Genomic DNA, 22,394 nt, shown 5'->3' with positions numbered 1-22,394 from the left:
GCTATGTATTGCAGACTAATCTTGGCGCTAGCCATCAAAGAGTTTCTGGCTCTGTTACGTGATAAACGTAGCAGATTTGTGATTATTGGTCCGCCGATTATACAGCTACTGGTGTTCGGCTTTGCTGCTTCCTACGACCTCAATAATGTGCCAGTGGCAATCTATAATGAGGATCTTGGCGGCGCGTCGAGAGAACTCGTGAGTCATATTGAGGGATCTCCTAATTTTGAGGTCGTCGCTTACATTGCGCATGATAGTGAGGTTGCACCGCTAATCGACAATAGAGACGTACTGCTCGTATTGCATATTGGCCAGCATTTTAGTAGCGGACTTTTGCAAGGCACAAGTGCACCACTACAGGTAATACTAGATGGCCGAAATTCCAACACTGCCATGATGGCCATGAATTACGTGAATAGAATAGTGTTGGATTATAACCTTAACTGGTTGGCATCACAGGGTAAAAGTGGTTCCGTAGCGACCTTACAAACACGGGCTTGGTATAACGAAAATTTACAGTCAAACTGGTTTATTGTGCCCGGTATTGTTGGTCTACTGACGCTGCTGGTGACCCTTTTAGTGACTGCACTTTCAGTGGCTCGGGAGCGTGAGGCGGGCACCTTCGACCAATTGTTGGTGACTCCGTTACGTCCAATGCAAATTCTGATCGGTAAAGCCATTCCCGGTATGGTCATTGGCATACTTGAGGCCACGCTGATAATTCTGGTTATGGTGACTTTATTTGATATTCCTTTACGCGGCAGTCTCGGTGCGCTGTATCTGGGTATTCTCTTGTTCCTGCTTTCTGCTGTGGGTGTTGGATTGATGATCTCTGCTATATCCGTTACGCAACAGCAAGCGGTGTTGGGGGCTTTTCTGTTTATGGTGCCTGCGATTGTTCTATCTGGGTTCGCCACTCCCATCGCCAATATGCCACAATTTGTGCAGTGGCTCACTTATCTTGATCCATTGCGTTATTTTTTGGTGATAGTAAGAGGCGTCACATTGGAAGGGAGTAGTTATTCATTGCTGCTCCATCAGTATTGGCCAATGGCTATCATCGGTATTATGACACTGTCTCTGGCCGGTTGGCTGTTTCGGAATCGGATGTACTAAAGACTGTGCATCGGTGTCTCTGATTCATGGTGCTGATAACGAATTAGCATATATGTATTCAACGTAGTAGAGCAATGACTGTAGGAAAGATCTGTAAGCCTTGCGGGTAAAAGACGTTAATAAAAGAATTCTAATTTAACTTGTTTGGTCATACTGGTAATTGAAGTAACATAACTGAATAATGATTCTGACATAGGTGTTGACTCATAGTATTCCCACAAAGCCCTTATAGTTAAAGGGCTTTTGCAGCCTGTTTCTATAGCGTATGAATAACCTGATGTTTATTGGTTTTTTATCTCTTCTTTTTATTTTACCTAGAGTGTGTGTTATGGCGATTAAGCCAACTATCTATAAATTTAAAATTTCTTTGTCTGATCTTAACCGTGATTATTACACCGCACTTAATCTAACAGTTGCTCAGCATCCGTCTGAAACACTGGAGCGCATGATGACCCGAGTTTTGGCTTACTGTTTAAATGCCGATGAATTACTGAGCTTTACTAAGGGGCTTAGCTCTGTGGAAGAACCTGATATCTGGTTACGTAGCTTAGACGACCAGTTACAATTGTGGATTGATGTGGGTGAACCAGCACAAGACAGGATCAAAAAAGCCAGTCGCATGGCAAAAGCCACCAAAGTATATAGTTTTAATAGTAAATCAGACACTTGGTGGCGACAAAGTCAGGCTGCATTTGCCACATTACCCGTGCAGGTGTTTCAATTTGCTTGGAATGATATTCAGGCATTAGCTAAATTAGTTTCACGTACGAGCGATATGTCATTTACGATAACGGGGGATTCAACTTACATTACAGCTGAAGGAGGCGAAGTGGAATTAATTTGCCGCGAACTACAAGCGTAAACTGTGGTCTGTTGTAAGAGTGGTATACAGGTACGAGCAGTGTCATTACTGATATTTATAACTAAATTAGGTTTGCTGATTAACCTGTTCACAGGCAAAATGCTGGCCCGATTATTTTCCGTAAGTAGTTTTTCTTCATGAATGCAAAGTTTGACTCAATTCGTCCATTTAACGATTGTGATTTGCCGCAAGTATTAGGGCGGCTGATTCAAAATCGTCAACTTATGGACAGCTTAGTCGCTTTTCGTTTCTCTACTTGGCCGAGGTTTTGTTATCCATTCCTACGTGGCGTGACTAGGCTCTATTTATCTAGGCAGCGTGGTAGGATAAAGAGCTTGCGGGACTTTCAAGTATTAGTTGAGCCTTATATGGAACGCATGATAGAGCAAACTACTGATAGTTTCACCGTGTCGGGACTTGATAAGTTAGATTTAAGCCAGCCATGCATGTTCGTTAGTAATCATAGAGATATTGCTCTTGATCCGGCTTTTGTGAATTGGTCGTTGCATCTCAGTGGTCAAGACACGGTGCGTATCGCTGTAGGAGATAATCTACTCAAGCAAGATTGGGTAGCGGATCTCATTCGCTTAAATAAGTGTTTTATTGTGCACCGTAGTGCTAAAGACCGACGTGAAAAATTAGCCGATGCAAAACTGCTCAGTGAATATATTTTTCATACTTTAAAAAATGACGCTCAACATATCTGGATTGCACAAAGAGAGGGTAGAGCTAAAGATGGCATTGACGCAACAAACCCTGCGATTGTTTCGATGCTCAGTTTAAATAAGCCCAAAGAGCAGCCATTCAGCGATTATATTCGTAGCCTGCGTATCGTCCCAGTATCTATCTCTTACGAGTTTGACCCCTGCGATTTGAGTAAGGCAAAAGAACTGTATACCACTGAGGTAGAAGGTAGTTACGACAAGGCTGATAGCGAAGATATTCGTAGCATAGTCGATGGTATGGTGGGTTATAAAGGACGTGTACACGTATCATTTGGGCAAATATTAGATAGTGAATTTGAAAATGCTAAAGGGGTAGCAGAACAAATTGATGGGCAAATTAAGCATAATTATCGTCGTTTCCCAAGTGCCGATGCCGCCTTGCAAATGTTAGAAGGTAAAGAAAGCGTAAAAGATGACCTCTTCAGTCAACAGCAAATAGATGCAGCCAAGACACATCTGGCTTCTCGACTATGTGATGAATCACCAGAAATAAAGAAAAAGGTATTGTCGATGTATGCGGTTCCCATCATGATTGCGAAATAATCAGCTTTTTTCCCATTTATTCATTTAGCTAACCGTTAATTTTAATTACCTTTTTTGACAATTCCTCCGCTTTAAAAGAGGGCTAAACGCCCTTTAATAATTTAATGATATTTAAGCTATGCGACTTTATCTTTCTTGAGATCATCAAACTGACGATGTAGATCATACTTCTCATCAGTGACGATTTTCTCTAAGGTTTCAATGCGCGCTTTCAAATCGGCGACCTGTTGTGCGAGTTCCGCGTCCTGCTGCAGTGTAACTTTGTTCTTTTTCTTGGCTTTTGACCCATTGGTTAACTCTACAATAGCCCAGCAGATGATAGCAACGATAGCAACGGCAGTGATGTTCATATGTCTATTCCTCAAATCGATGTGTTAAAATAATATTGTTATTTATGTATGATTAAGCAATCCACTGACCAAAATTTAAACTCCATTATAATCAGAGTGTTAGCATGATTTATGGTTTGTTATATTAGGCCAACTTGGTTAATTTGACGAATTTATTAATGAATTTCGCCAATTTAGCTGTCCATTTACAACCTGATTAAAGAGTAAGATGAGTTTACAACAAGATCAACTTTGGATGCGTCATGCATTGAGTTTGGCAAATCAAGCTGCCCAAGGAGGCGAAATTCCTGTGGGCGCGGTACTCGTCAAAGATCAGCAAATCGTGGGTGAAGGTTGGAATCAATCTATCATGCTCAATGATCCGTCTGCTCATGCGGAGATGCAGGCTATTCGTCAGGCAGGCAGTACGATAAAAAATTATCGATTAATTGATACTACGCTTTATGTGACGTTAGAACCGTGCACTATGTGCGCAGGTTTACTGGTGCATAGCCGTATTCAACGCTTAGTTTTTGGTGCATATGATGCTAAAACGGGCGCCGCGGGTAGTATTATGGATGTTCTGAGGGATGAACGTTTAAATCATCAAGTCGACGTGTTGGGCGGAGTTTTGGGGGATGAATGTAGTGAAACGATCTCAGCATTCTTTCGTCAACGTAGGGCGCAAATAAAAGCCAGTAAGCGTGATAAAACTTAACTGGCTGTGGACCATTCGTCGGTTAATTCAGTCATTTGAAATTGCTGACGACGGTTCACTACTTTGCTGTGCACTCGTTTAAGTAATTGACGTCGACGGCTAGCGTTACATACGCGACTGCGATTGTTGATGGTGGCTCTTTTCTTCATATTATTTCCTTCTTATTCGTTGGGTAATTTTTTAATTTTGCTGATATTTACATCGCTTGGAACCTTATCTGAACTTTCATTAGTTCTACCTTGTTGATGAAAAATAGACATCAAGAAGTGTACTTATGTTCCCAAAAACATAATCTACCAATTTGATATGAATGAAAAATGACAGCAAGATGACGCTAAGATTACAAGTGCAAATTAAAGTTTACAGCAGATACTCTGTGGCGAGTAAACCGCGAATTGCACCGTGCTATGCTGATCTTATTAGAATCTACTTATTTTAAAACAAGCATACGGTCGCTCAATCATATTAGTGAGCGGTTGGCGGAAGGAGTGTTAACTTGGTCCATTGTTTGTTTCGATTTTATCTGTCAGGCCGGGTATTACGTCAGCGGTAGTTTCGATCTCCGCTTGTAGCGGGATAGACGACGATGTCTTCTCACTCTGAGATTCATCTGTTATCTCTTTATCTTTGCGCTTTTCGACATCGGCTTGGTTATCTGCGTCTTCGTTTGATGATAAAGGGGGGGTTAACGAAGAATTGTCTTGTGGATCTTCTGGTGTCTGCGCGTCGAGTTTTGTGTCCGAAATATTCTGCTCAGCGGTTGTATCTTCAACTTCGACTTCAATCTTAGCTTCAACAGGCAGTAATTCAGGCTGTTGCTCGTTTAACCACACTAAGGTGTCGTAGTAGCGGCGAATATTATCTACGTAGATTACAGCCTCGTGGCCTCTTGCATAACCGTAGCGGGTGGTTTTGTAGTACCTTTTTTGGCGTAACTGGGGTAAACGTTTTTTTACATCGACCCACATATCTGGATTGCCACCTTGTCGCTCCGTTAACACGCGAGCATCTTCTAAGTGACCTAATCCCACATTGTATGATGCAAGTGCAAACCATAATCTGTCCGGGGACGGTATACGGTCTGGTATACGGGTCAACAATGTCGCGAGGTACTCAGAACCACCGCGGATACTTTGCTCAGGATCAAGGCGCGAGGTAACACCTAAGTCTTTCGCGGTATTTAATGTGAGCATCATTAAGCCCCGTACCCCGGTAACCGATCTTGCTCTAGGGTCCCAATGACTTTCCTGATAACTGAGGGCTGCCAATAAGCGCCAATCAAGATCGTTAGAATAACGTTCAAATAGCGTTTGATACTGAGGAAGTTTACTTGCTGCTGAACGAATGAAATCTCTCGTATCCACATAATTGAATTGGCGAACGTGGCCAAAATGTTTGTCTTCTAGGGCTGCCAATGTGCCATTTTCATGGATTTTTCCAAAATATTCAATGAGTGCAGCACGTAATGCGTCGTCACTTTTTTGGCTTGTCGCCCATGCGATACCTTGTGACTGACTTAATGAGAATCCGATACTGAGTTCAGGATATCTACGGCGCATTAAGGCTAATATATTTGAGTCCACTACTGTGTAATCTAATTCATCGGCTAAAACGGCTTCGAGTAACTCTTCAGAGTCCTTGTCATTCGTTTCTTGCCAGCTTAAATCTGGATTTTGCGCTTTGAAGTTGCGTAAGGTTTCACTGTGACCACTGCCGGCTACAACCATAAAGTCACCCGTGAGATCAGACAGTTCTCTAGGCCTGACATCACCTTGTTTAAACACTAGCTTTTGGCTAACATTTTGATATGCGGGGCCAAAACGAAATTGTGCGTAGCGTTCTGAACTAACGTTAATACCCGCGGCGATCACATCTAAGTGGGCATTATCTAACTGGGGAAAAAGCTCATTTACCGTGTAATAAGGAAATATTTCCAGCTTGACGCCTAAGTAGTCAGCAAATCCTGCTGCAAGCTCGTATTCGAAACCTTCTGGGCCGTTTGGGCCGTTATAATAAGTGGTAAGGCCGTAAATAGTGCCCACACGTAATACGCCCGTGTCTAGCACGTGTTGCAAGCTATCTTGCTTTTTAGGTTCATCACACGCACTGATCAGCAATGATAATGAAAGCAAAAAATAATAACGAAAAGAAATACGACACCCCTCAAAAAGCTTATAGCTGGATATTGTGACCAAAAGTGATGAATTCATCCAGATATTTATCATTTAATAAAAGTCGCCTTCCAAGCGGTTAAGTGCTTATCAATTGGGCTAAAATCAGTATATAATCCTGCGCTTAAAAATTTCCCGAAAATCGGTTTGCCATCACGAAAGTGGGCGAGCCCTGCAACTTGGTGATTACCTTTATGCTTGTCCTGCGCGGCGCTCCAGCCCTCTCTGAATTTCGTACTACAAAACTTCTGCAATCTATCGCAGCTCTTAATCTACCTGTTCACTCGTTGTTTGCCGAATTTGTGCATTTTGCACAAGTGAGCGCACCATTGAACAGCAACGATCAACACGTTTTAGATAAACTACTGACTTACGGCCCTAAAATTGAGGAGAAACAGCATAAAGGCATGCTGTTACTTGTTATTCCACGTGCGGGCACTATTTCACCTTGGTCATCGAAAGCCACCGATATTGCGCACAATTGTGGCCTGCAAACGGTACAGCGGTTAGAACGTGGTTGCGCATTTTACGTAGATGCTGACACATTAAGCGTTAACCAGCTTGCTCAATTAAAAAATGTATTGCACGACCGCATGACGCAAAGTGTAGTAGGGGACTTGCAAGATGCGAGTGTGTTGTTCAAGGATGAGTCACCGAAACCGCTTACTTCGATTGATATCTTAAGCGGCGGTAGAGAAGAATTAGTCAGCGCGAATCTACGATTAGGGTTGGCATTGGCCGAAGACGAGGTCGATTACTTGGTCACCAGTTTTAAAACACTGGGACGTAATCCGAATGACATCGAACTGTATATGTTTGCGCAGGCGAACTCAGAGCATTGTCGGCACAAAATATTTAATGCAGATTGGACCATTGACGGACAAGACCAGCCAAAGTCATTGTTTAAAATGATCAAAAATACCTACGAAAAATGCCCAGACTACGTGCATTCAGCTTATTCAGATAACGCTGCCGTTATGGAAGGGAGCTTTGCTGGTCGATTTTTTCCTCAAGCTGATAGTAATCAATACCGTTATCATCACGAAGACATCGATATTTTGATGAAGGTCGAAACCCATAATCACCCTACTGCCATCGCACCATTTAGCGGAGCGGCAACAGGTTCCGGTGGAGAAATACGGGATGAAGGCGCTACTGGTCGAGGTTCAAAACCTAAAGCTGGATTAGTAGGGTTTTCGGTTTCGAACCTGCGTATTCCTGGATTCGAGCAACCATGGGAAATCGACTACGGTAAGCCTGAGCGTATTGTAACCGCATTCGACATTATGCTTGAAGGACCATTAGGTGGCGCCGCGTTTAACAACGAGTTTGGCCGTCCAAATATTCTTGGTTATTTCCGAACGTATGAACAACAAGTTAATAGCTTTAATGGTGTTGAAGTGCGTGGTTATCATAAGCCTATTATGTTAGCCGGTGGTTTAGGGAATATTCGTAAGCAACATACTCTTAAAGGCGAAATAACCGTTGGCGCTAAGCTAATTGCGTTAGGTGGACCTGCCATGAACATTGGTTTAGGTGGCGGAGCTGCTTCATCTATGGCTTCAGGTGAGTCGAACGAAGATCTTGATTTCGCTTCAGTGCAACGTGGCAATCCAGAAATGGAACGACGCTGCCAAGAAGTAATCGATAAGTGTTGGCAGTTGGGTGAAAATAACCCCATACAATTTATTCATGATGTGGGCGCTGGCGGATTATCAAATGCGTTTCCTGAATTAGTTAATGATGGAGGCCGAGGGGCCAATTTTTCTTTGCGTAATGTGCCCAACGATGAAGCCGGTATGACTCCTCTTGAAGTATGGTGTAACGAGTCACAAGAGCGTTATGTGATGTCAGTGGCACCAGAAAATTTAGCTATATTTGCCGATATCTGTACCCGAGAGCGCGCACCTTTTGCGGTTGTAGGTGAAGCCACCGAAGCACGTCATTTAACCCTTGATGATAGTCATTTCAATAATAACCCTATTGATATGCCGCTGGACGTATTACTTGGTAAAGCACCGAAGATGCATCGCGATGTGCAGTCTAAAAGCTTTACGAGTAGTGCGTTTGATGTCAGTGAAATTGATTTAAATGAAGCTGCAATGCGCTTGCTATATCTACCTGCGGTAGCAGAGAAAACGTTCTTAATTACTATCGGTGATCGGTCTGTGACAGGGCTAGTTAATCGTGACCAGATGGTCGGTCCATGGCAAATCCCTGTAGCGGATGTGGCGGTTACGGCTGCTGCTTTTGACACGTATCAGGGCGAAGCGATGTCTTTAGGTGAGCGTACTCCCGCTGCGTTGCTTAATTTTGGTGCCTCAGCACGCTTAGCAGTGGGTGAAGCATTAACCAATATTGCTCCAGCCGACATTGGCGATTTAAAGCGTATTAAGCTTTCGGCAAACTGGATGGCCGCAGCAGGTCATCCTGGTGAAGATGCAGGTTTGTATGAAGCAGTCAAAGCCGTCGGTGAAGAGTTATGTCCAGCATTGGGCTTGACCATTCCTGTTGGTAAAGACTCAATGTCGATGAAAACCCAGTGGCAAGATGAACAAGGCGAAAAAGCAGTGACATCACCCATGTCATTGGTCATTACGGCATTTGGCGCCGTGCGAGACGTGCGTAAAACCCTGACACCAGAATTAACCCGTGACGGTGATACACGCTTGATGCTTATTGACTTAGGTGCTGGTCAAAATCGCATGGGAGCATCATGTTTGGCCCAGGTTTATAAGCAGCTTGGTGATAAGACCCCAGATGTGGATTCACCTGAATTACTCAAAGGCTTCTTTTTAGCTATTCAGCAATTAGTGCACGATAAGGCGTTACACGCATACCATGACCGTTCAGATGGTGGTTTGTTTACTACGCTGGTGGAAATGGCATTTGCAGGGAATACTGGTCTTAAAATCAATCTTGATGAATTAGCTGGGGATAACGCCAGTGTATTATTTAATGAAGAATTAGGTGCCGTAATTCAGTTCGATGCTGACAAGCAAATCCAGGTTGATGCGGTATTGGCAGAACATGGCTTAACTCAGGTCAGTCATGTTATTGGTACGTTGTCGACTGATGATCAAATTGTCTTCTTACGAGACAGCAAAGCAGTACTACAAAATAGTCGTGGTGCATATCGTAATGCTTGGGCACAAACCACTCATCATATGCAAAGTTTACGAGACAACCCGGAATGTGCCGAACAGGAACTCGCTACTAAAAATGATTCGAGTAATCCTGGCTTGCATGCGTCATTAAGTTTCAATGTGAATGAAGATGTTGCTGCACCTTATATTGCCAAAGGTATTGCGCCAAAAATGGCTATTTTACGTGAGCAGGGTGTGAATTCTCATGTTGAAATGGCCGCTGCATTTGACCGAGCAGGTTTTGATTCTGTAGATGTTCACATGAGCGATATTTTATCCGGACGAGTGTCGTTGACACAGTTTCAAGGCTTGGTTGCCTGTGGCGGTTTCTCATACGGGGATGTGCTAGGAGCGGGTGAGGGTTGGGCTAAATCAATTTTATTCAATAACATGGCTCGCGACGAATTCTCAGCGTTTTTCCAACGCAATGAGACCTTTAGTCTTGGGGTTTGTAATGGTTGCCAGATGTTGTCAAATCTGAAATCGCTTATCCCAGGGGCTGAACATTGGCCGCATTTTGTGACCAATCAATCTGAACGCTTTGAAGCGCGTGTAGCTATGCTTGAAGTGAAAGCGTCTCCATCTGTTTTCTTTCAAGGTATGCAAGGCTCAAAAATGCCCATTGCTGTATCCCACGGTGAAGGACGAGCTGAGTTTGCACAAGATGCTGGGCTACAAAATGCACTAAACAGTCATACCATAGCGCTGCAGTATGTAGATAATTACGGGAAGGTAACGCAGCAATATCCAGCTAACCCGAATGGTTCGCCAGCGGGCATATCAGGATTAACCTCATTAGATGGTCGTGCCACAATCATGATGCCGCACCCAGAGCGCGTATTTAGAACAGTCGCTAACTCGTGGCATCCAAGTGATTGGCAAGAAGATAGCCCGTGGATGCGTATGTTTAGAAATGCTCGGGTTTATCTTGGTTAATTTACCTATAGCAGAATAATGTAGTGTAAATAATCGTTCGGTAATTAATTTGCGCTGCTAAAAAGCCCCATTTCTTGGGGCTTTTTTGAAATTTTATCTATGTATTAATAACTTACATCTTTTTATAAGTAAAATAACAGGCCAAATTATTTTACGTTCAAAAAATAAACAAAAAGTTCCCCATATTTAAAAATTTATTTTTCGTTCAATTCTTTGATTTTACTAAATAAAACCTTGTAACCTTAGTGAAACCTGATTATTATTTACTCGTTTCTTGACAGAAGTTTACAATTCTGATTGTAAAAAGGATGTTAAGAATTCCGTGCAGGAAGCAAGTACTCATAAAATAATAAGAGACGTGATATGAATCGTTCATCTAAAGGTTTTGGTTTGGCAGGCGTGTTAGCGACTGTGGTTGTTCTTATTGTGGCTGCTATTTTCAGCACCTCTGCAAAATCTCAATCTGCTCCAACTAACACTGTTCAATCTTCAATTAATCAAAATAATGAGCTAGGTTAACTGGCGAATAAAGAATGAAATTTCTTGGTCGTTATTTTCCTTTATACAAAGGAATAGGCCTCCGTTCGCAATAGATTAATATTTAAAAACGGTTTTAACTGAACTATTTTTTCGATGTAACTCTTTGTTATGCGCCTTATGCTGGTCGCTTTTTTTCAGTAATACATATACTGATGCACTTCCTCCGTGATGAATTTGCGCGCTATGAAACGCGATCACTTCTGGCATTTGCTCTAGCCACTGATTTACTAAACTTTTCAAATAAGCAGCAATAGGTTTACCTTGCGCACCACGGCCATGTTTAATTAACATACAGCGAACTCCTTTTTGCTGGTTGTTATGTATAGCGTTAAACAATAGTTGGCGTGATTTTTCGAAGCTGCTTTGTTGTAAATTGAGTACGCCTTCGAGCGTATATTTACCTAACCGCAGATTTTTAAACACACCTTCTTGTACGCCATCTTGCTTGAAACTGAGCAGATCATCCGGCTTAACGAATCGTGTCACTTCACTAGATAAATAGTTATTGGCTTGTTTGAGGTGTAGCTCTAATGCTTGGCGTTTAAGTTGCTGTGCCAATGTTTTATCTGCTTGGGTAATAGTGACTTTATCATTAGGGGCGAGGGGAGTGACATCGCTCATGGCGGACAAAAAGTCATCATCAACACCATCTTCGTCAAATAACATACTCGTCACCATCCAATTGTCAGTGTGATATAAAATATTAATATAAGGCCATAACGGTAAATTTCAATTTACAAAATGTTGCAAACAACACGCATTGCAATAGGTTCTGTTCCAGTAGCGGATGTGCCACAATTTACAGTGGACAAACCATTAGGAATAACAATGAAGTCAGCAATATTAGCCACCACCATTTCAGCCATATTTGCGTTGAGTGGTTGTCAGGGGCAAGGAACTACCAATAACACCGGATCTCACAGTCAGTTAGGTAGTGTCGGCAATGCCGCCGTTAACATCGAATCAGGTAAAGATTATCATTCATTTTCAAATCCTGAACAAATTAGCGTCAGTCATTTAGCATTAGATTTGGATGTTAATTTTGATAAAAAGATTATTTCGGGGGATGTGGAATTAACGGTCAAACGAATGCAAGAAGGGGCTAACACCCTTATTCTAGACACACGGGATTTAACCATAAAAGGTGTGACTGCTAATGGTATGCCAATCCCCTATACGTTAGGTAAAGAAGATTCGTTTTTAGGTGCACCACTTTCGATAACGGTACCTGAAGGTGTTAATAAGGTGACGGTTTCTTATCACACGTCACCACAAGCATCTGGGGTTCAATGGTTAACGCCTGCGCAAACCGCTGGCAAAAAGCATCCCTTTTTATTCACTCAGTCACAAGCAATCCATGCGCGCAGCTTTATACCTTTGCAGGACTCGCCCCAAGTACGTGTGACTTACAGTGCTACCATTCATACCCCTAAAGATTTGCTCGCTGTAATGAGCGCCGCTAATGATCCTGATACGGCTCGCGATGGCGTTTACGAATTTGCTATGCCTCAGCCTATTCCGGCTTACTTAATTGCGTTAGCTGTAGGCGATTTAAAGTTCAAAGCTATGGGCAAACGAACCGGTGTATATGCTGAGCCTGCATTGCTTGATGCCGCTGCGGATGAGTTTGTTGATACTGAATCTATGCTTGAAATGACAGAAAAAACCTACGGACCTTATCGCTGGGACCGTTATGATTTGTTGATTTTACCGCCGTCATTTCCTTTTGGTGGAATGGAAAATCCTCGTTTGTCATTTATTACACCCACCGTTATTGCTGGTGATAAGAGCTTAGTCTCGCTTATCGCGCATGAACTAGCGCATTCATGGTCAGGTAATACCGTAACGAATGCCACTTGGCGTGACCTGTGGTTGAATGAGGGGTTTACCACTTATCTTACCTATCGCATCATGCAGATGGTTTACGGCGATGACAGATTTAACATGGAAGCGGTTTTAGGTCGCCAAGACTTGCAAGCCGATATTGATAGCTTGCCTGAGGGCGATCAAATTTTAGCAATTGATCTTCGTGGTCGAGATCCTGACGTGGTCTTTAGTAATATACCTTATGAAAAAGGCGCATTATTTTTACGTGAGTTAGAACAGAAAGTCGGTCGTGCTAATTTTGATGAATTTTTGCTGAATTACTTCGAGCATTTTGCTTTTCAAAGTATCACGACAGATCAATTTTTGGCTTATTTAGATGATACTTTACTAAAAGACTACGCAGATAAATTATCGGTAGAGCGTATTCACCAGTGGATATTCGAACCTGGTATTCCACAAGGAGCCCCAATAGCGCATTCGAACGCGTTTAAAGTGGTTGATGATGCTCGTAATCAATGGTTAAACGGCGAAATAAAAGCACAGGATATCGATGCTGATGATTGGGTTGTGCACCAATGGTTGTACTTCCTTAACAATATGCCAGAAACATTATCTCAGGCGCAATTACATGAGCTTGATCAAGCATTTGATTTGACCCAAAGTAAAAATAATGAAATTGCGCATAGCTGGCTATTAATGGCAGTCGAAAATTGGTATGAACCAGCATTACCTCGTGTTCACAGCTATCTGGTTAGCATTGGGCGTAACAAGTTGGTAAAACCAATTTATAAAGCGTTGTCGCAAACACCAGAAGGCAAAGAATTAGCGAAAAAAGCGTTCGCTGAAGCTAAACCTGGTTATCATCCGTTAACGGTTAAAGCCAATGAAGGCTTTGTAGAATAGCTTTGTTGCACATTATCTAGCACATAAAAAAGGAGACCGAAGGTCTCCTTTTTTATGTTTCTATTTAATGAACGAGAATGCTTACGGCGCTGTTACATTAGATTGAGCATTCGTTTTAAGTTGCTGCTCAGCGGATTTTCGCCATTTTTCTAACTCAACTAAACGACCCGTTAAGCCATTGCTTGCCAATGCCGTAGACATTAGTTTTTCTCGCAGGCTGGCGAGTTGCTGTTCTGAGTCGATTCCCGTTTGCTCAACCTTGTTTACTAACTCGCTTAATCTATTGGTGGTTTTATTGGTGCTATCTAATTGCTCCTGCAACAAACCCACAGTAGTAGCGTTCACGTCGGTTTCACCTTTAACGGCTCGGATACTTTGTTCTAACACTGATTTTTGCGATTTTAAGCTGACTTCGAGATCTTTTATTTCAGATTGATTTCTGCGCCACGCTGATGCCCAAAGCTTGTCCATTTGTTCCCACAAATCTTGTGTTTTGGCGCTGAGCTCGCCTACTTTAACCTGCAAGGCTACGGCAGACTGATCCATCTCCTCTCCGGTAGCGGAAAGTCTATTTTCTAAATCACCGATACGTTTTTGCGCCTCAACAATCACTAATTTTTGTTGTTCAATAGTGTACGCCGTATAACCGATACCTGCGCCCAATAGCAGAATGATGAATATTAATGCTACCCACGATGGGCCTGAGTTTTTAGCTTTGCGCTCGGGCGGCGGTGTGGGTTTCGTGGATGAGGTTGATCCCTTGGTCGTTGTAGTACCGCGGGTACGACGATAAGAGTCGAGATCATCTTTGTCCAAAACCATGGAAGGCATTTCATCTTTAATATTATCGTTCGACATAACCTGGTGTACATCCTCTAGCTAATTATAACAGGCCGATTATAACGTTGATTAAGGGAAAATTACCAAGTCAGTATTCAATATGGCCTTGATTTAACGTTAATTTAGGCGTTGCTACATAATTAGAAACAGTTTTGTGGGCTTCATAGATGTAAGTCGACACATATTTGACTATGGACTGCAACATTCTACGCATTGAATGACTGATGATTTCTTTGAAATGGCTCACATTGTCGCCCCATAACAGCACTAAAGCTGCCATGGGGCGAAGAGCTATCGCGGCAAAGCGAGTTTAGAAGCTGTAACTAACGCCAACTGATGCAGTGCGCGATTTGTTCGGGCGAGCACCATAGGGTTGACGACTAACAATATTTTCTTGATTAGTTAGGTTTTCGATTCGAGCAAAAAGACGCAAGTTGTCATTCACGTTATATGAACTTGATAAATCAACAATAAATGAGCTGTCTGTAACTTCAAATTTTTCACAAGAGGCTCGAGTACATACAGCATCGATAAATACAGCATTGAGGTAAGTCGTCCAATTGTCACCTTCAAGCCCCAAGGTTATTTGGCCTTGGTTTTCAGGAATATACGGAATACTGTCGCCTGCGGTTACATCACCGAAGAAATCGGTGCCTGATATATCTGTATTAAATTCACTGTCGATATAGGTGTATGTAACATTAAGCGGAACTCGCACGCCGTTAAACTGACCAAGCTCGGTTTTAAACAAAAACTCAACGCCTTGTACTGTGGCAGCGTCACCATTAAATGCATCACCAATTTCACAATTACTGCCTGATGATGCTGTACAAACACCTACTATGTTGTCGTAGTCACTGAGAAAATAAACCAATTCTGTATTGAGGTGATTATTTGCATAGCGAACCCCCAGCTCATAGTTAATTGCTTCTTCTTCTTTGGCCCCAGGTGAATTGCTCGGTGCAGTGAAACCTTTATGTGCGCCTGCAATTAAATTTAAGTTAGCGTCGACTTTATATAACACGCCTAAGCCAGGTAGTAGTACGGTGGTGTCGTTTTCTCTATCATCACGAAAAACTCGGTCTGCACCATTGGTATAACGAGTGCGGCTTTGGCTGATATCTTCAAAACGTAATCCTGGGGTAAATACCCAGTCGCCTAGCGTTATACGGTCATAAACATGAATAGCCAGTGCATCGGCGTCTTGCACGCGATTTCCTGCATTGCCCAGTTCACCTAAGTCGCTCAATACAAGTTGGCCATTAAGTTGTTGGTAGGTACTGTTGCGTTGTAGTCTGTCTTCTTGATCTTGGTGAAGACGAATGCCAACTTCAATGTGGTGTTTCGCTTCGCCTAATTCTTTATCTAAATTTAAGCCGAATTGAACACCCCGAGAATAATACTCTCGATTGTTCGAACGAAGCTGAATACTGCCTTCTGCTGTATCAATAGTGCCGTTCAAAATACCTTGCAACTGACTAACACTAATGTCATCTATGGCCTCGTTGGTATTAATTGCATTGACCACATCTGACCAACTAGTGCTCGAAAAATCTTGGGCATTGTCACTGCCATCTAAATCAATACCTTCAGTTTTAAACCAATCACGTTCGTGCGTGTTGTTGTAGGCGACAGCCGTGAAGTTTAGGTCTTTGTTAATTTGAAATGCATAGTTAAGCATCACTTGAGTGTGTTCAGTGCTGATGTTATCTAAAGCGGATAAGCCATAACGACGCTGCGCATTGTTAGCGAAATCAGCGTCCGTTAAACCCAAGTAGCTTTGTTCTGAATCCTGATCAGTATATTGTAATTTTAGCTCAACACTATGCCGAGAATCTTTTGGTGCATAGGCCAACTTCATGGTGAGGTCGGTAACGTCTAAACCTGTGTCGTTGTTACTGCGGTCAATGTCTTGAAAACCATCTGACTGCCATTGATGTGCTTCAAGTAAATAACCGAAGCCATTATCATTTTTACCGCCAACGGTTGCGTGGGCGCGATAAGTTGCATTTTGGCCTGCTTCTAAAGTGACTTGTCCACCTTGCGTGCTGGGTATAGGTGTTGAAATCATATTGATTGCACCACCAATGGTGTAAGGACCTTGGGTAATGGCAGCAGGACCTTTCACCACTTCAAAGGCACTCATTCGGCCAGCAGTGGGAAAATAATAAGCTGACGGGGCAGAGTAGGGCGCAGGAGCGATAAGCACATTGTCTTCTAAAAGAGTGATACGGCTGCTTCGCTCGGTTGCGACTCCACGAATACTAATATTCGGGCGTAATCCGTAACCGTCTTCTATTTGCAAAGATACTCCAGGGGCTTGTCTAATGATGCGCTGAATATCGCTATATTTGAATTTTTCTAAGTCTTGTTCGCCAATATATTGAGCGGCGCCGGTAGCTTCTTGGGCTTTTTGTTGATTTCCGTAGATAGTGACGGTTTCAATGGCTTTGTTCGTGGAATATTCTTGTGCGGCGACATTAAACATTGTTAAAGCAATTGCAGTGGCGAGCAGCGTTCTTTTCATTTCAGTTTCCGATCCGTTACTTTTTTGTTGTGGGTGTATCTAGCGTGTTAAAAGCCCGAGGATAATAGGTAAATAGAAAGCTTAATGCAAACCATTATCAATAGTCATCATTGTTGGCTATAGTTGAGTCTGTTCGCAATCAGATGATTGTGTCGGGAAAATGCATTTTACTTGTCAATAATATTGAAAATACGTCATACAAAATTCATTTTCTTTGTTTCGTGAGATTTGTGTTAGGTGTAATGGAATGACAATAAAATGTTATAAGTGAAATGGTTTGAACGAAATTTCAGTAAATCGCCTTATTGGGGGTACAGTCTTTGTTCAGTATTTCTTATTATTTTCCGTTGTGCTCACCTCTTGATTTTATTGATCTGGACGATCATGCCAGACAATCTAACTACAAGAGATTGTCAAAATGTCAGCATTTCCTGATTTTTGTCTCGCAAATCTCCGGCATTTTGTACACGCAGGACAAGAAATCCCTAGGCCTTTTAATTGGCGCTTTGCCAACACAAGGTTTGTTAAACTGAGCGCTCCAAGGCTTTGCGCTAAGGTCATGGATAAACATTAGCAAAATTATGGCAAACCCAGTTTTGAGCCTGTTTTTTTGAATATTGGCTTGGCAACTTTTGTGCAGAAGTCTTTTGCAAGTTAAGGTAAAAAATAATACCTGCTGTCAATAATCCGAATTCAATCGGCGTTTGCTTACCTTCTTATTCGTTTAATCAGTCCAAAACAGAAAATGATTGATTCAAACTAGTATATGAGCCGATTAGTTGGTAGCATTCGGCTCATATTTTGAGCCGAATAAATGGCATTAATCGACTCATAAAAACGTAACAGACATGAAATCCACTGATTAAGAAGTGCCCTATGTATATCTGGCAAAGTGCTAATTGGACTGAATTTACCTACCAGCAGGCAGCGCTAGCGCCTTTGCTGCATAAGGTATTGGTTAATCAACAGCAACTCATCGGCAAAGCTGCGAAGCTGCCTAAAGAGCTTTATCGTCAGGCTCAAATGGATGCTTTGATCCAAAATGCGCTTAAAACTTCAGAAATTGAAGGCGAGATGCTTAATGTGGGCTCGGTGCGTTCGTCTGTTGCGCGTCATTTAGGCTTAGAAAACTCTGCTTTTGGTGTTACGAAAAATCAGGCAACCGCACAAACTGATAGTTTGGTTAGCTTGTTGACCAAGGTCACATCAAACTTAAGTGTGCCCCTTACTCTAGATGAATTATGTCAGTGGCAGGGGACGTTATTCACACAAACGCCCCTTGTTCGCCAGATTAAAGTGGGTGAGTTACGTGATGAAGTACCAATGCAAGTTGTGTCACAACGTGGTGGCGGGCGCGAAACCGTGCATTTTGAAGCGCCACCAAGGTCAGATTTAAGCGAGCAATTAAACCTTTTTATGGAATGGTTTAATACCTACCCAAGCCAGAGTAGCCAGAAGCCTAGTGACAGGATTATTCGAGCTGCACTTGCCCATCTATGGTTTATCACATTACATCCGTTTGAAGACGGTAATGGTCGTATTGCAAGGGCATTGACTGACCGCGCACTAGCCCAAAGTGAGCAAAGTAGTATTCGCTTTTATTCGTTAAGCAGCGCCATTGAACAAAATCGTAAAGGCTACTATCACATACTTGAAGCCACTCAAGGTGTAAAAACATCCAGCCAAATGAACCAAGGCCAAGCTCATGATGTGACTGACTGGCTTATATGGTTTTTACAGGTACTTAATCAAGCACTTGAGCAAGGCTTAAAACGCATCGACAAAGTCGTGAGCAAAACACGTTTTTGGCAGCAACACAGCCAAACTGTATTAAGTGAAAGGCAAGTTAAAGTATTAAATCGCCTACTAGATTTATTTGGCGAAGAATTTGAACTAGGTATTAATGCTCGGAAATATCAAAGTATTGCCGATGTAAGTAAAGCCACTGCAACTCGCGATCTTGCAGAATTGGTAAATAAACACTGCCTTATTCAACTACCCGGTGGCGGACGGTCTACTCGGTATGCAGTCAACGTAGGTTAAACAACCTGAAGTTATGTAATCACTTTTTAATTATTAACTAGGATTTAGTCACTAATTTATTGGTACTTGCGTGGTGTAAAGAGGTGTTTTACGTCTGCAATATCAAATAAAGAGCGGTAAACAACGAGGGTTGTAGAGGTATGGCGTTTAATTATTGCGTGACCATTACAGGGGGAAGGTACTGCAGTTGAGTGGCAACTTTTATTGAGTGCGTAATTATTTGAAAAGGCTTAGTATTTGAATATGACAACAGTATTTTTGAGTTCTATTTGATGATTAAAATGAACAGGGAAAGCCTAGTTTTACAGTACTGATGATTTATTTGGCTGTTACACTTCAGCGTTTACTTATCATTTTTTTTATAGCTTTGATTGATCATATCCGTTCCCCTGATCCAGACTGGGAATATTCACGGAAGGAAATACTTTCTATATGCACTACTGTCGCTGTATTTTTACCTCTAATGGCGATAGTTTTAATTTTCATGACAAGACAAACCTAGAACAAATAGAACGGATAATTACTTTGGGTGAATTCCCCAACCGTCAAGATCTTTGGGCTAAGTTTGCGCTTATAAAGGTTATACGGCACAGCAGCTGCCGATTATTACCCATGATTATTATGACGATAGTAGCGGTATAGCGCAGCGTTATTATCAAATACAAGCCATTAATAAAACCCTTGAAGCCATATTCAAAGGCCGATGGTTAAATTTTCTATGCGTCTAAGTGTAAACTTAATTTATTATAGGCCACCTGTACAACACCAAAACGATTATCTTTTATTGAGATACTGATATTAAGGCATACTTTCAAATATTCTGCGCAACAACAGTGAGTGATTTTGGGGTATTTTGAGTAATCTTGGTTAAAGTGATGTGTTCAGATTAACAGGCTGCATGCATTGTTTTCATTGCTCTAGAATGGCCTTAGCTTAACGAGGGTATCTGCTGATGTTACCTATTGGTATCCCCACCTGGAATCGAACCAAGATCTAGCCCTTAGGAGGGGCTCGTTTTATCCATTAAACTACGGGGACTACGTTTATTAGCGCGCGTATTATTGCTCAGCATCACTCATAATGAAAGGGTTACTGCCGAGCTACGAAATCGTTTGCTTGAATGTTGACCAATGGCACCGATGTAGTTGAGCCAACCACCGCTGTGTCGCTATAAACATGGGTCACCCTGACCTTATTTGGATGGATCTTCAATTGTTGATGCAAATTACCCACTGAATCAAAAAATTGCGCGTGTTTAAATAACGTCAACGTATCGCCGATTTGAACCCCGTCCTGTTGGCCGATATTAACCGTTAACTGCTCGCCACTCACCTGTAGTACGCGTGCGTAGGTTGGTAGGCAGTTCAGGGCTTCATCAATTACTGCTGAATGTTCTATTAATGCGCTAGTCACGGCCAGTCCAAATTGCGATTGCCATAGTTGTTGACTTGTAGGGCTTACTTGCTGATGTAGTTTGAATTCCCAAGGGCTATTTACAGCCATCCGCGTTTGTTTAAGTAAAGTGGCGTTGTTACCGTCAAACAGAAACAGCTCAAGATGAAAATTACGTGACAAGGGAGCGTCCTGCCAAAATAAAAATGAATTTCGTGATGAGCGTTCAATGGATAGTTCGCTTATTTCACCTATGAGAACGTACTGATTATCACTTTGTCTGGCAAGAGAAATAATGTCTTCTTCGACATTGGGGCTGTTTGGATAAATATAGTAAGGTTGACGTTGCTTGATGCGTGCAAAGCGACTCGTTTCATTAAACTGTTGCTCCAAATGTTCACTTATGATTTGGCCAAATTCGCCTAGTCCACCTGCGATGGCTTGTTGTCTATCACGAATAGGAAACCAAGCACTTACCACACGCTTTTTGTATTGTGCCGCTTTACACTGACTTTCTTGCGCAAATATATCTGCGCGAATAACCACGGTCACGTAGTTATCGTGATACGACTCATTGACTAACTCTAAATCATTGACTTCACCACCACTGCGGATCTCAAAGCGGTCATTCTGCAGCAACCCGTTGGATACCGCTTGAATACTTGTGATTGAGGCGCCAGCAAACATCAGTGCTTGTTTAATGGCCTCTTGAGTCGCTTGTTTCTTTGCTAGGGCTTTATTGCCGTCTATGATTACTGCTTGGCCTGTGGCTTCGAACCAAGCAGCGTTTACTGGCATTGAGAGCAGCGGTAACCCAAGTGCAATGAGGGATATTAGGATCTGGCCCAGCTTTAGCATACTTTTAGCTCATTTAGGTTAATCGATTATTATTAACTTGATAGCATTTATAAATTCAGCAAGTTAAATATGGTATCCAACAATAGATGTCAGATTTTTGTAATGCAATGAGATAAGCATTTTTCATACCTAGCTCGACAAATCTACAATATTTAAATTATATAAACATAGGTTATGTGAAATATAGGTGCAGTTCTTGCTACAAACGATATATAGAATTAAAACCAAAGATCGGTGTTTATGCCTCTGTGGCTAAGCCCAATACCACTGGAATGATTATGAACAGATTATGTTTTGCCGTAATAGGCTTGAGTATATTGCTTAGTGGATGCTCGTCTGTATTCGATAAACAAGTCGAGTGGGAAGTGGTAGAGCCTGAGAGTTATCCAGTTTTATCTGCCATCGGCTATGCACCCATAAAAGCGCAGAGCGGCAGCACTGATTCAACTAAAATGCTGATGGCGATAAAGGCATCTAAGCTAGATGCCTACAGGGAGCTAACAGAACAGGTATATGGCCAAAAAGTTGACGGTAGCCAAACGTTATCCAATTTTTTATTATCTGATGAACGCCTTTCAAGTTCAGTACAGGGTGTGATACGTGGCGCACGCGTAATAAAAAGCTACCCAGTAGGTGATGATTTGTACGCCACTGAATTAGAGTTAGACTTCAAACGGGTATACGATATCTATTTGTCGACTGCTCGGCCCAGACGGGTAAAAGATGTACATTATTACTAGGCGCAAGCGTATGAACTGCGCTTTCCTGTTTCTCTGCTTTAGTTGATTAATTACCGCGTGTTACGGCAAGTACTTGCCGCTAATTAACAGTTTGCCAGTTTTGTCGAGTTGAGTGATTTAGATGAAATTAGAATATTCATTAACTTTGATCACATTACCGAGCGTCATATAACTAGCA

General features: G+C 42.2%; 17 protein-coding genes, 1 tRNA gene and 1 pseudogene. 10 read left to right on the top strand and 9 right to left on the bottom strand.

Annotated features, from left to right (window positions below; translation table 11 throughout):
* Positions 1 to 3 precede the first annotated feature (3 nt).
* From GQR89_RS15115 to GQR89_RS15105, 3 genes are all read left to right on the top strand, one after another.
* Positions 4 to 1,116, top strand: coding sequence for an ABC transporter permease (locus GQR89_RS15115; RefSeq protein WP_158770809.1), 1,113 nt, complete (start codon positions 4 to 6; stop codon positions 1,114 to 1,116).
* Positions 1,117 to 1,444: 328 nt separating this feature from the next.
* Positions 1,445 to 1,978 (top strand): YaeQ family protein, encoded by a 534-nt coding sequence (locus GQR89_RS15110; RefSeq protein WP_158772280.1) that lies wholly within the window; start codon positions 1,445 to 1,447, stop codon positions 1,976 to 1,978.
* A gap of 137 nt (positions 1,979 to 2,115) precedes the next feature.
* The gene (locus tag GQR89_RS15105) at positions 2,116 to 3,246 is read left to right on the top strand and encodes a 1-acyl-sn-glycerol-3-phosphate acyltransferase (RefSeq protein WP_158770808.1); all 1,131 of its coding nucleotides are present in this window, start codon (positions 2,116 to 2,118) and stop codon (positions 3,244 to 3,246) included.
* 116 nt (positions 3,247 to 3,362) lie between these two features.
* Here the strand turns inward: GQR89_RS15105 and GQR89_RS15100 are convergent, their stop codons facing one another.
* Positions 3,363 to 3,596: a hypothetical protein gene (locus GQR89_RS15100; protein ID WP_158770807.1), complete on the bottom strand. Its 234-nt coding sequence runs from the start codon at positions 3,594 to 3,596 to the stop codon at positions 3,363 to 3,365.
* A 208-nt stretch (positions 3,597 to 3,804) separates the two neighbouring features.
* Between GQR89_RS15100 and tadA the strand changes: the two genes are divergently transcribed.
* Positions 3,805 to 4,293 carry a tRNA adenosine(34) deaminase TadA gene (tadA, locus tag GQR89_RS15095; protein WP_158770806.1) on the top strand — a complete coding sequence of 163 codons (489 nt, stop codon included), beginning with the start codon at positions 3,805 to 3,807 and terminating at the stop codon, positions 4,291 to 4,293.
* Here tadA and GQR89_RS21370 read toward each other — a convergent pair.
* Together GQR89_RS21370 and mltF are read right to left on the bottom strand one after the other, a co-directional pair.
* Positions 4,290 to 4,442 carry a hypothetical protein gene (locus GQR89_RS21370; protein ID WP_199271332.1) on the bottom strand — a complete coding sequence of 51 codons (153 nt, stop codon included), beginning with the start codon at positions 4,440 to 4,442 and terminating at the stop codon, positions 4,290 to 4,292. The two genes, tadA and GQR89_RS21370, sit on opposite strands and share 4 nt — an antisense overlap.
* 342 nt (positions 4,443 to 4,784) lie before the next feature.
* A complete protein-coding gene (gene mltF / locus GQR89_RS15090; protein ID WP_233268979.1) occupies positions 4,785 to 6,518 on the bottom strand; it encodes a membrane-bound lytic murein transglycosylase MltF in 1,734 nt (577 codons plus the stop codon).
* 140 nt (positions 6,519 to 6,658) lie between these two features.
* Here mltF and purL point away from each other — a divergent pair, with 140 nt between their 5' ends.
* Both purL and GQR89_RS21365 read left to right on the top strand, forming a co-directional pair.
* Positions 6,659 to 10,546 (top strand): phosphoribosylformylglycinamidine synthase, encoded by a 3,888-nt coding sequence (gene purL / locus GQR89_RS15085; RefSeq protein WP_158770805.1) that lies wholly within the window; start codon positions 6,659 to 6,661, stop codon positions 10,544 to 10,546.
* 363 nt (positions 10,547 to 10,909) lie between these two features.
* The gene (locus tag GQR89_RS21365) at positions 10,910 to 11,065 is read left to right on the top strand and encodes a hypothetical protein (protein ID WP_199271331.1); all 156 of its coding nucleotides are present in this window, start codon (positions 10,910 to 10,912) and stop codon (positions 11,063 to 11,065) included.
* 75 nt (positions 11,066 to 11,140) lie between these two features.
* On the opposite strand, the gene smrA is transcribed toward GQR89_RS21365, so the two are convergent.
* Complete coding sequence (smrA, locus tag GQR89_RS15080) at positions 11,141 to 11,752, bottom strand: DNA endonuclease SmrA (RefSeq protein ID WP_158770804.1); 612 nt, start codon at positions 11,750 to 11,752, stop codon at positions 11,141 to 11,143.
* Between the two features lie 162 nt (positions 11,753 to 11,914).
* Here smrA and GQR89_RS15075 point away from each other — a divergent pair, with 162 nt between their 5' ends.
* Positions 11,915 to 13,816, top strand: coding sequence for a M1 family metallopeptidase (locus GQR89_RS15075; RefSeq protein ID WP_158770803.1), 1,902 nt, complete (start codon positions 11,915 to 11,917; stop codon positions 13,814 to 13,816).
* An 81-nt stretch (positions 13,817 to 13,897) separates the two neighbouring features.
* Here the strand turns inward: GQR89_RS15075 and GQR89_RS15070 are convergent, their stop codons facing one another.
* From GQR89_RS15070 to GQR89_RS15060, 3 genes are all read right to left on the bottom strand, one after another.
* Positions 13,898 to 14,674, bottom strand: coding sequence for a hypothetical protein (locus tag GQR89_RS15070; protein WP_158770802.1), 777 nt, complete (start codon positions 14,672 to 14,674; stop codon positions 13,898 to 13,900).
* Positions 14,675 to 14,744: 70 nt separating this feature from the next.
* Entirely contained in the window at positions 14,745 to 14,903 is a 159-nt protein-coding gene (locus GQR89_RS15065) for a hypothetical protein (protein ID WP_158770801.1), read from the bottom strand.
* A gap of 63 nt (positions 14,904 to 14,966) precedes the next feature.
* A complete protein-coding gene (locus tag GQR89_RS15060; RefSeq protein ID WP_158770800.1) occupies positions 14,967 to 17,183 on the bottom strand; it encodes a TonB-dependent receptor domain-containing protein in 2,217 nt (738 codons plus the stop codon).
* An 876-nt stretch (positions 17,184 to 18,059) separates the two neighbouring features.
* Between GQR89_RS15060 and GQR89_RS15055 the strand changes: the two genes are divergently transcribed.
* Positions 18,060 to 19,226 carry a Fic family protein gene (locus tag GQR89_RS15055; RefSeq protein WP_158770799.1) on the top strand — a complete coding sequence of 389 codons (1,167 nt, stop codon included), beginning with the start codon at positions 18,060 to 18,062 and terminating at the stop codon, positions 19,224 to 19,226.
* A gap of 450 nt (positions 19,227 to 19,676) precedes the next feature.
* Positions 19,677 to 19,930 (top strand): annotated as a pseudogene (locus GQR89_RS21765) (restriction endonuclease subunit R); the annotation flags it as partial.
* Between the two features lie 259 nt (positions 19,931 to 20,189).
* Here the strand turns inward: GQR89_RS21765 and GQR89_RS15050 are convergent.
* Both GQR89_RS15050 and GQR89_RS15045 read right to left on the bottom strand, forming a co-directional pair.
* Positions 20,190 to 20,264 (bottom strand) — tRNA-Arg (locus GQR89_RS15050).
* A 51-nt stretch (positions 20,265 to 20,315) separates the two neighbouring features.
* On the bottom strand, positions 20,316 to 21,476 hold the full coding sequence (locus GQR89_RS15045; protein ID WP_158770798.1) for a flagellar assembly protein T N-terminal domain-containing protein: 1,161 nt from the start codon (positions 21,474 to 21,476) through the stop codon (positions 20,316 to 20,318).
* A 278-nt stretch (positions 21,477 to 21,754) separates the two neighbouring features.
* Here GQR89_RS15045 and GQR89_RS15040 point away from each other — a divergent pair, with 278 nt between their 5' ends.
* Entirely contained in the window at positions 21,755 to 22,216 is a 462-nt protein-coding gene (locus GQR89_RS15040; protein WP_158770797.1) for an LPP20 family lipoprotein, read from the top strand.
* The last annotated feature ends 178 nt before the right edge of the window (positions 22,217 to 22,394 follow it).

This window comes from Paraglaciecola sp. L1A13, assembly GCF_009796745.1.
Lineage (GTDB): Bacteria > Pseudomonadota > Gammaproteobacteria > Enterobacterales > Alteromonadaceae > Paraglaciecola.
The sequence above is the reverse complement of the archived record's forward strand: the minus strand, read 5'-3'. Positions and strand labels throughout refer to the sequence as shown.

Excerpts from the sequence above, each read along its gene's own strand:
- GQR89_RS15110 (WP_158772280.1), top strand. The coding sequence starts at position 1,445 with ATGGCGATTAAGCCAACTATCTATAAATTTAAAATTTCTTTGTCTGAT.
- GQR89_RS15045 (WP_158770798.1), bottom strand. The coding sequence starts at position 21,476 with ATGCTAAAGCTGGGCCAGATCCTAATATCCCTCATTGCACTTGGGTTA.
- GQR89_RS21370 (WP_199271332.1), bottom strand. The coding sequence starts at position 4,442 with ATGAAGAAAAGAGCCACCATCAACAATCGCAGTCGCGTATGTAACGCT.
- GQR89_RS15060 (WP_158770800.1), bottom strand. The coding sequence starts at position 17,183 with ATGAAAAGAACGCTGCTCGCCACTGCAATTGCTTTAACAATGTTTAAT.
- mltF (WP_233268979.1), bottom strand. The coding sequence starts at position 6,518 with ATGATAAATATCTGGATGAATTCATCACTTTTGGTCACAATATCCAGC.
- GQR89_RS15070 (WP_158770802.1), bottom strand. The coding sequence starts at position 14,674 with ATGTCGAACGATAATATTAAAGATGAAATGCCTTCCATGGTTTTGGAC.
- GQR89_RS21365 (WP_199271331.1), top strand. The coding sequence starts at position 10,910 with ATGAATCGTTCATCTAAAGGTTTTGGTTTGGCAGGCGTGTTAGCGACT.
- GQR89_RS15040 (WP_158770797.1), top strand. The coding sequence starts at position 21,755 with ATGAACAGATTATGTTTTGCCGTAATAGGCTTGAGTATATTGCTTAGT.
- GQR89_RS15115 (WP_158770809.1), top strand. The coding sequence starts at position 4 with ATGTATTGCAGACTAATCTTGGCGCTAGCCATCAAAGAGTTTCTGGCT.
- purL (WP_158770805.1), top strand. The coding sequence starts at position 6,659 with ATGCTTGTCCTGCGCGGCGCTCCAGCCCTCTCTGAATTTCGTACTACA.
- smrA (WP_158770804.1), bottom strand. The coding sequence starts at position 11,752 with ATGTTATTTGACGAAGATGGTGTTGATGATGACTTTTTGTCCGCCATG.
- GQR89_RS15075 (WP_158770803.1), top strand. The coding sequence starts at position 11,915 with ATGAAGTCAGCAATATTAGCCACCACCATTTCAGCCATATTTGCGTTG.
- GQR89_RS15100 (WP_158770807.1), bottom strand. The coding sequence starts at position 3,596 with ATGAACATCACTGCCGTTGCTATCGTTGCTATCATCTGCTGGGCTATT.
- GQR89_RS15105 (WP_158770808.1), top strand. The coding sequence starts at position 2,116 with ATGAATGCAAAGTTTGACTCAATTCGTCCATTTAACGATTGTGATTTG.
- tadA (WP_158770806.1), top strand. The coding sequence starts at position 3,805 with ATGAGTTTACAACAAGATCAACTTTGGATGCGTCATGCATTGAGTTTG.
- GQR89_RS15055 (WP_158770799.1), top strand. The coding sequence starts at position 18,060 with ATGTATATCTGGCAAAGTGCTAATTGGACTGAATTTACCTACCAGCAG.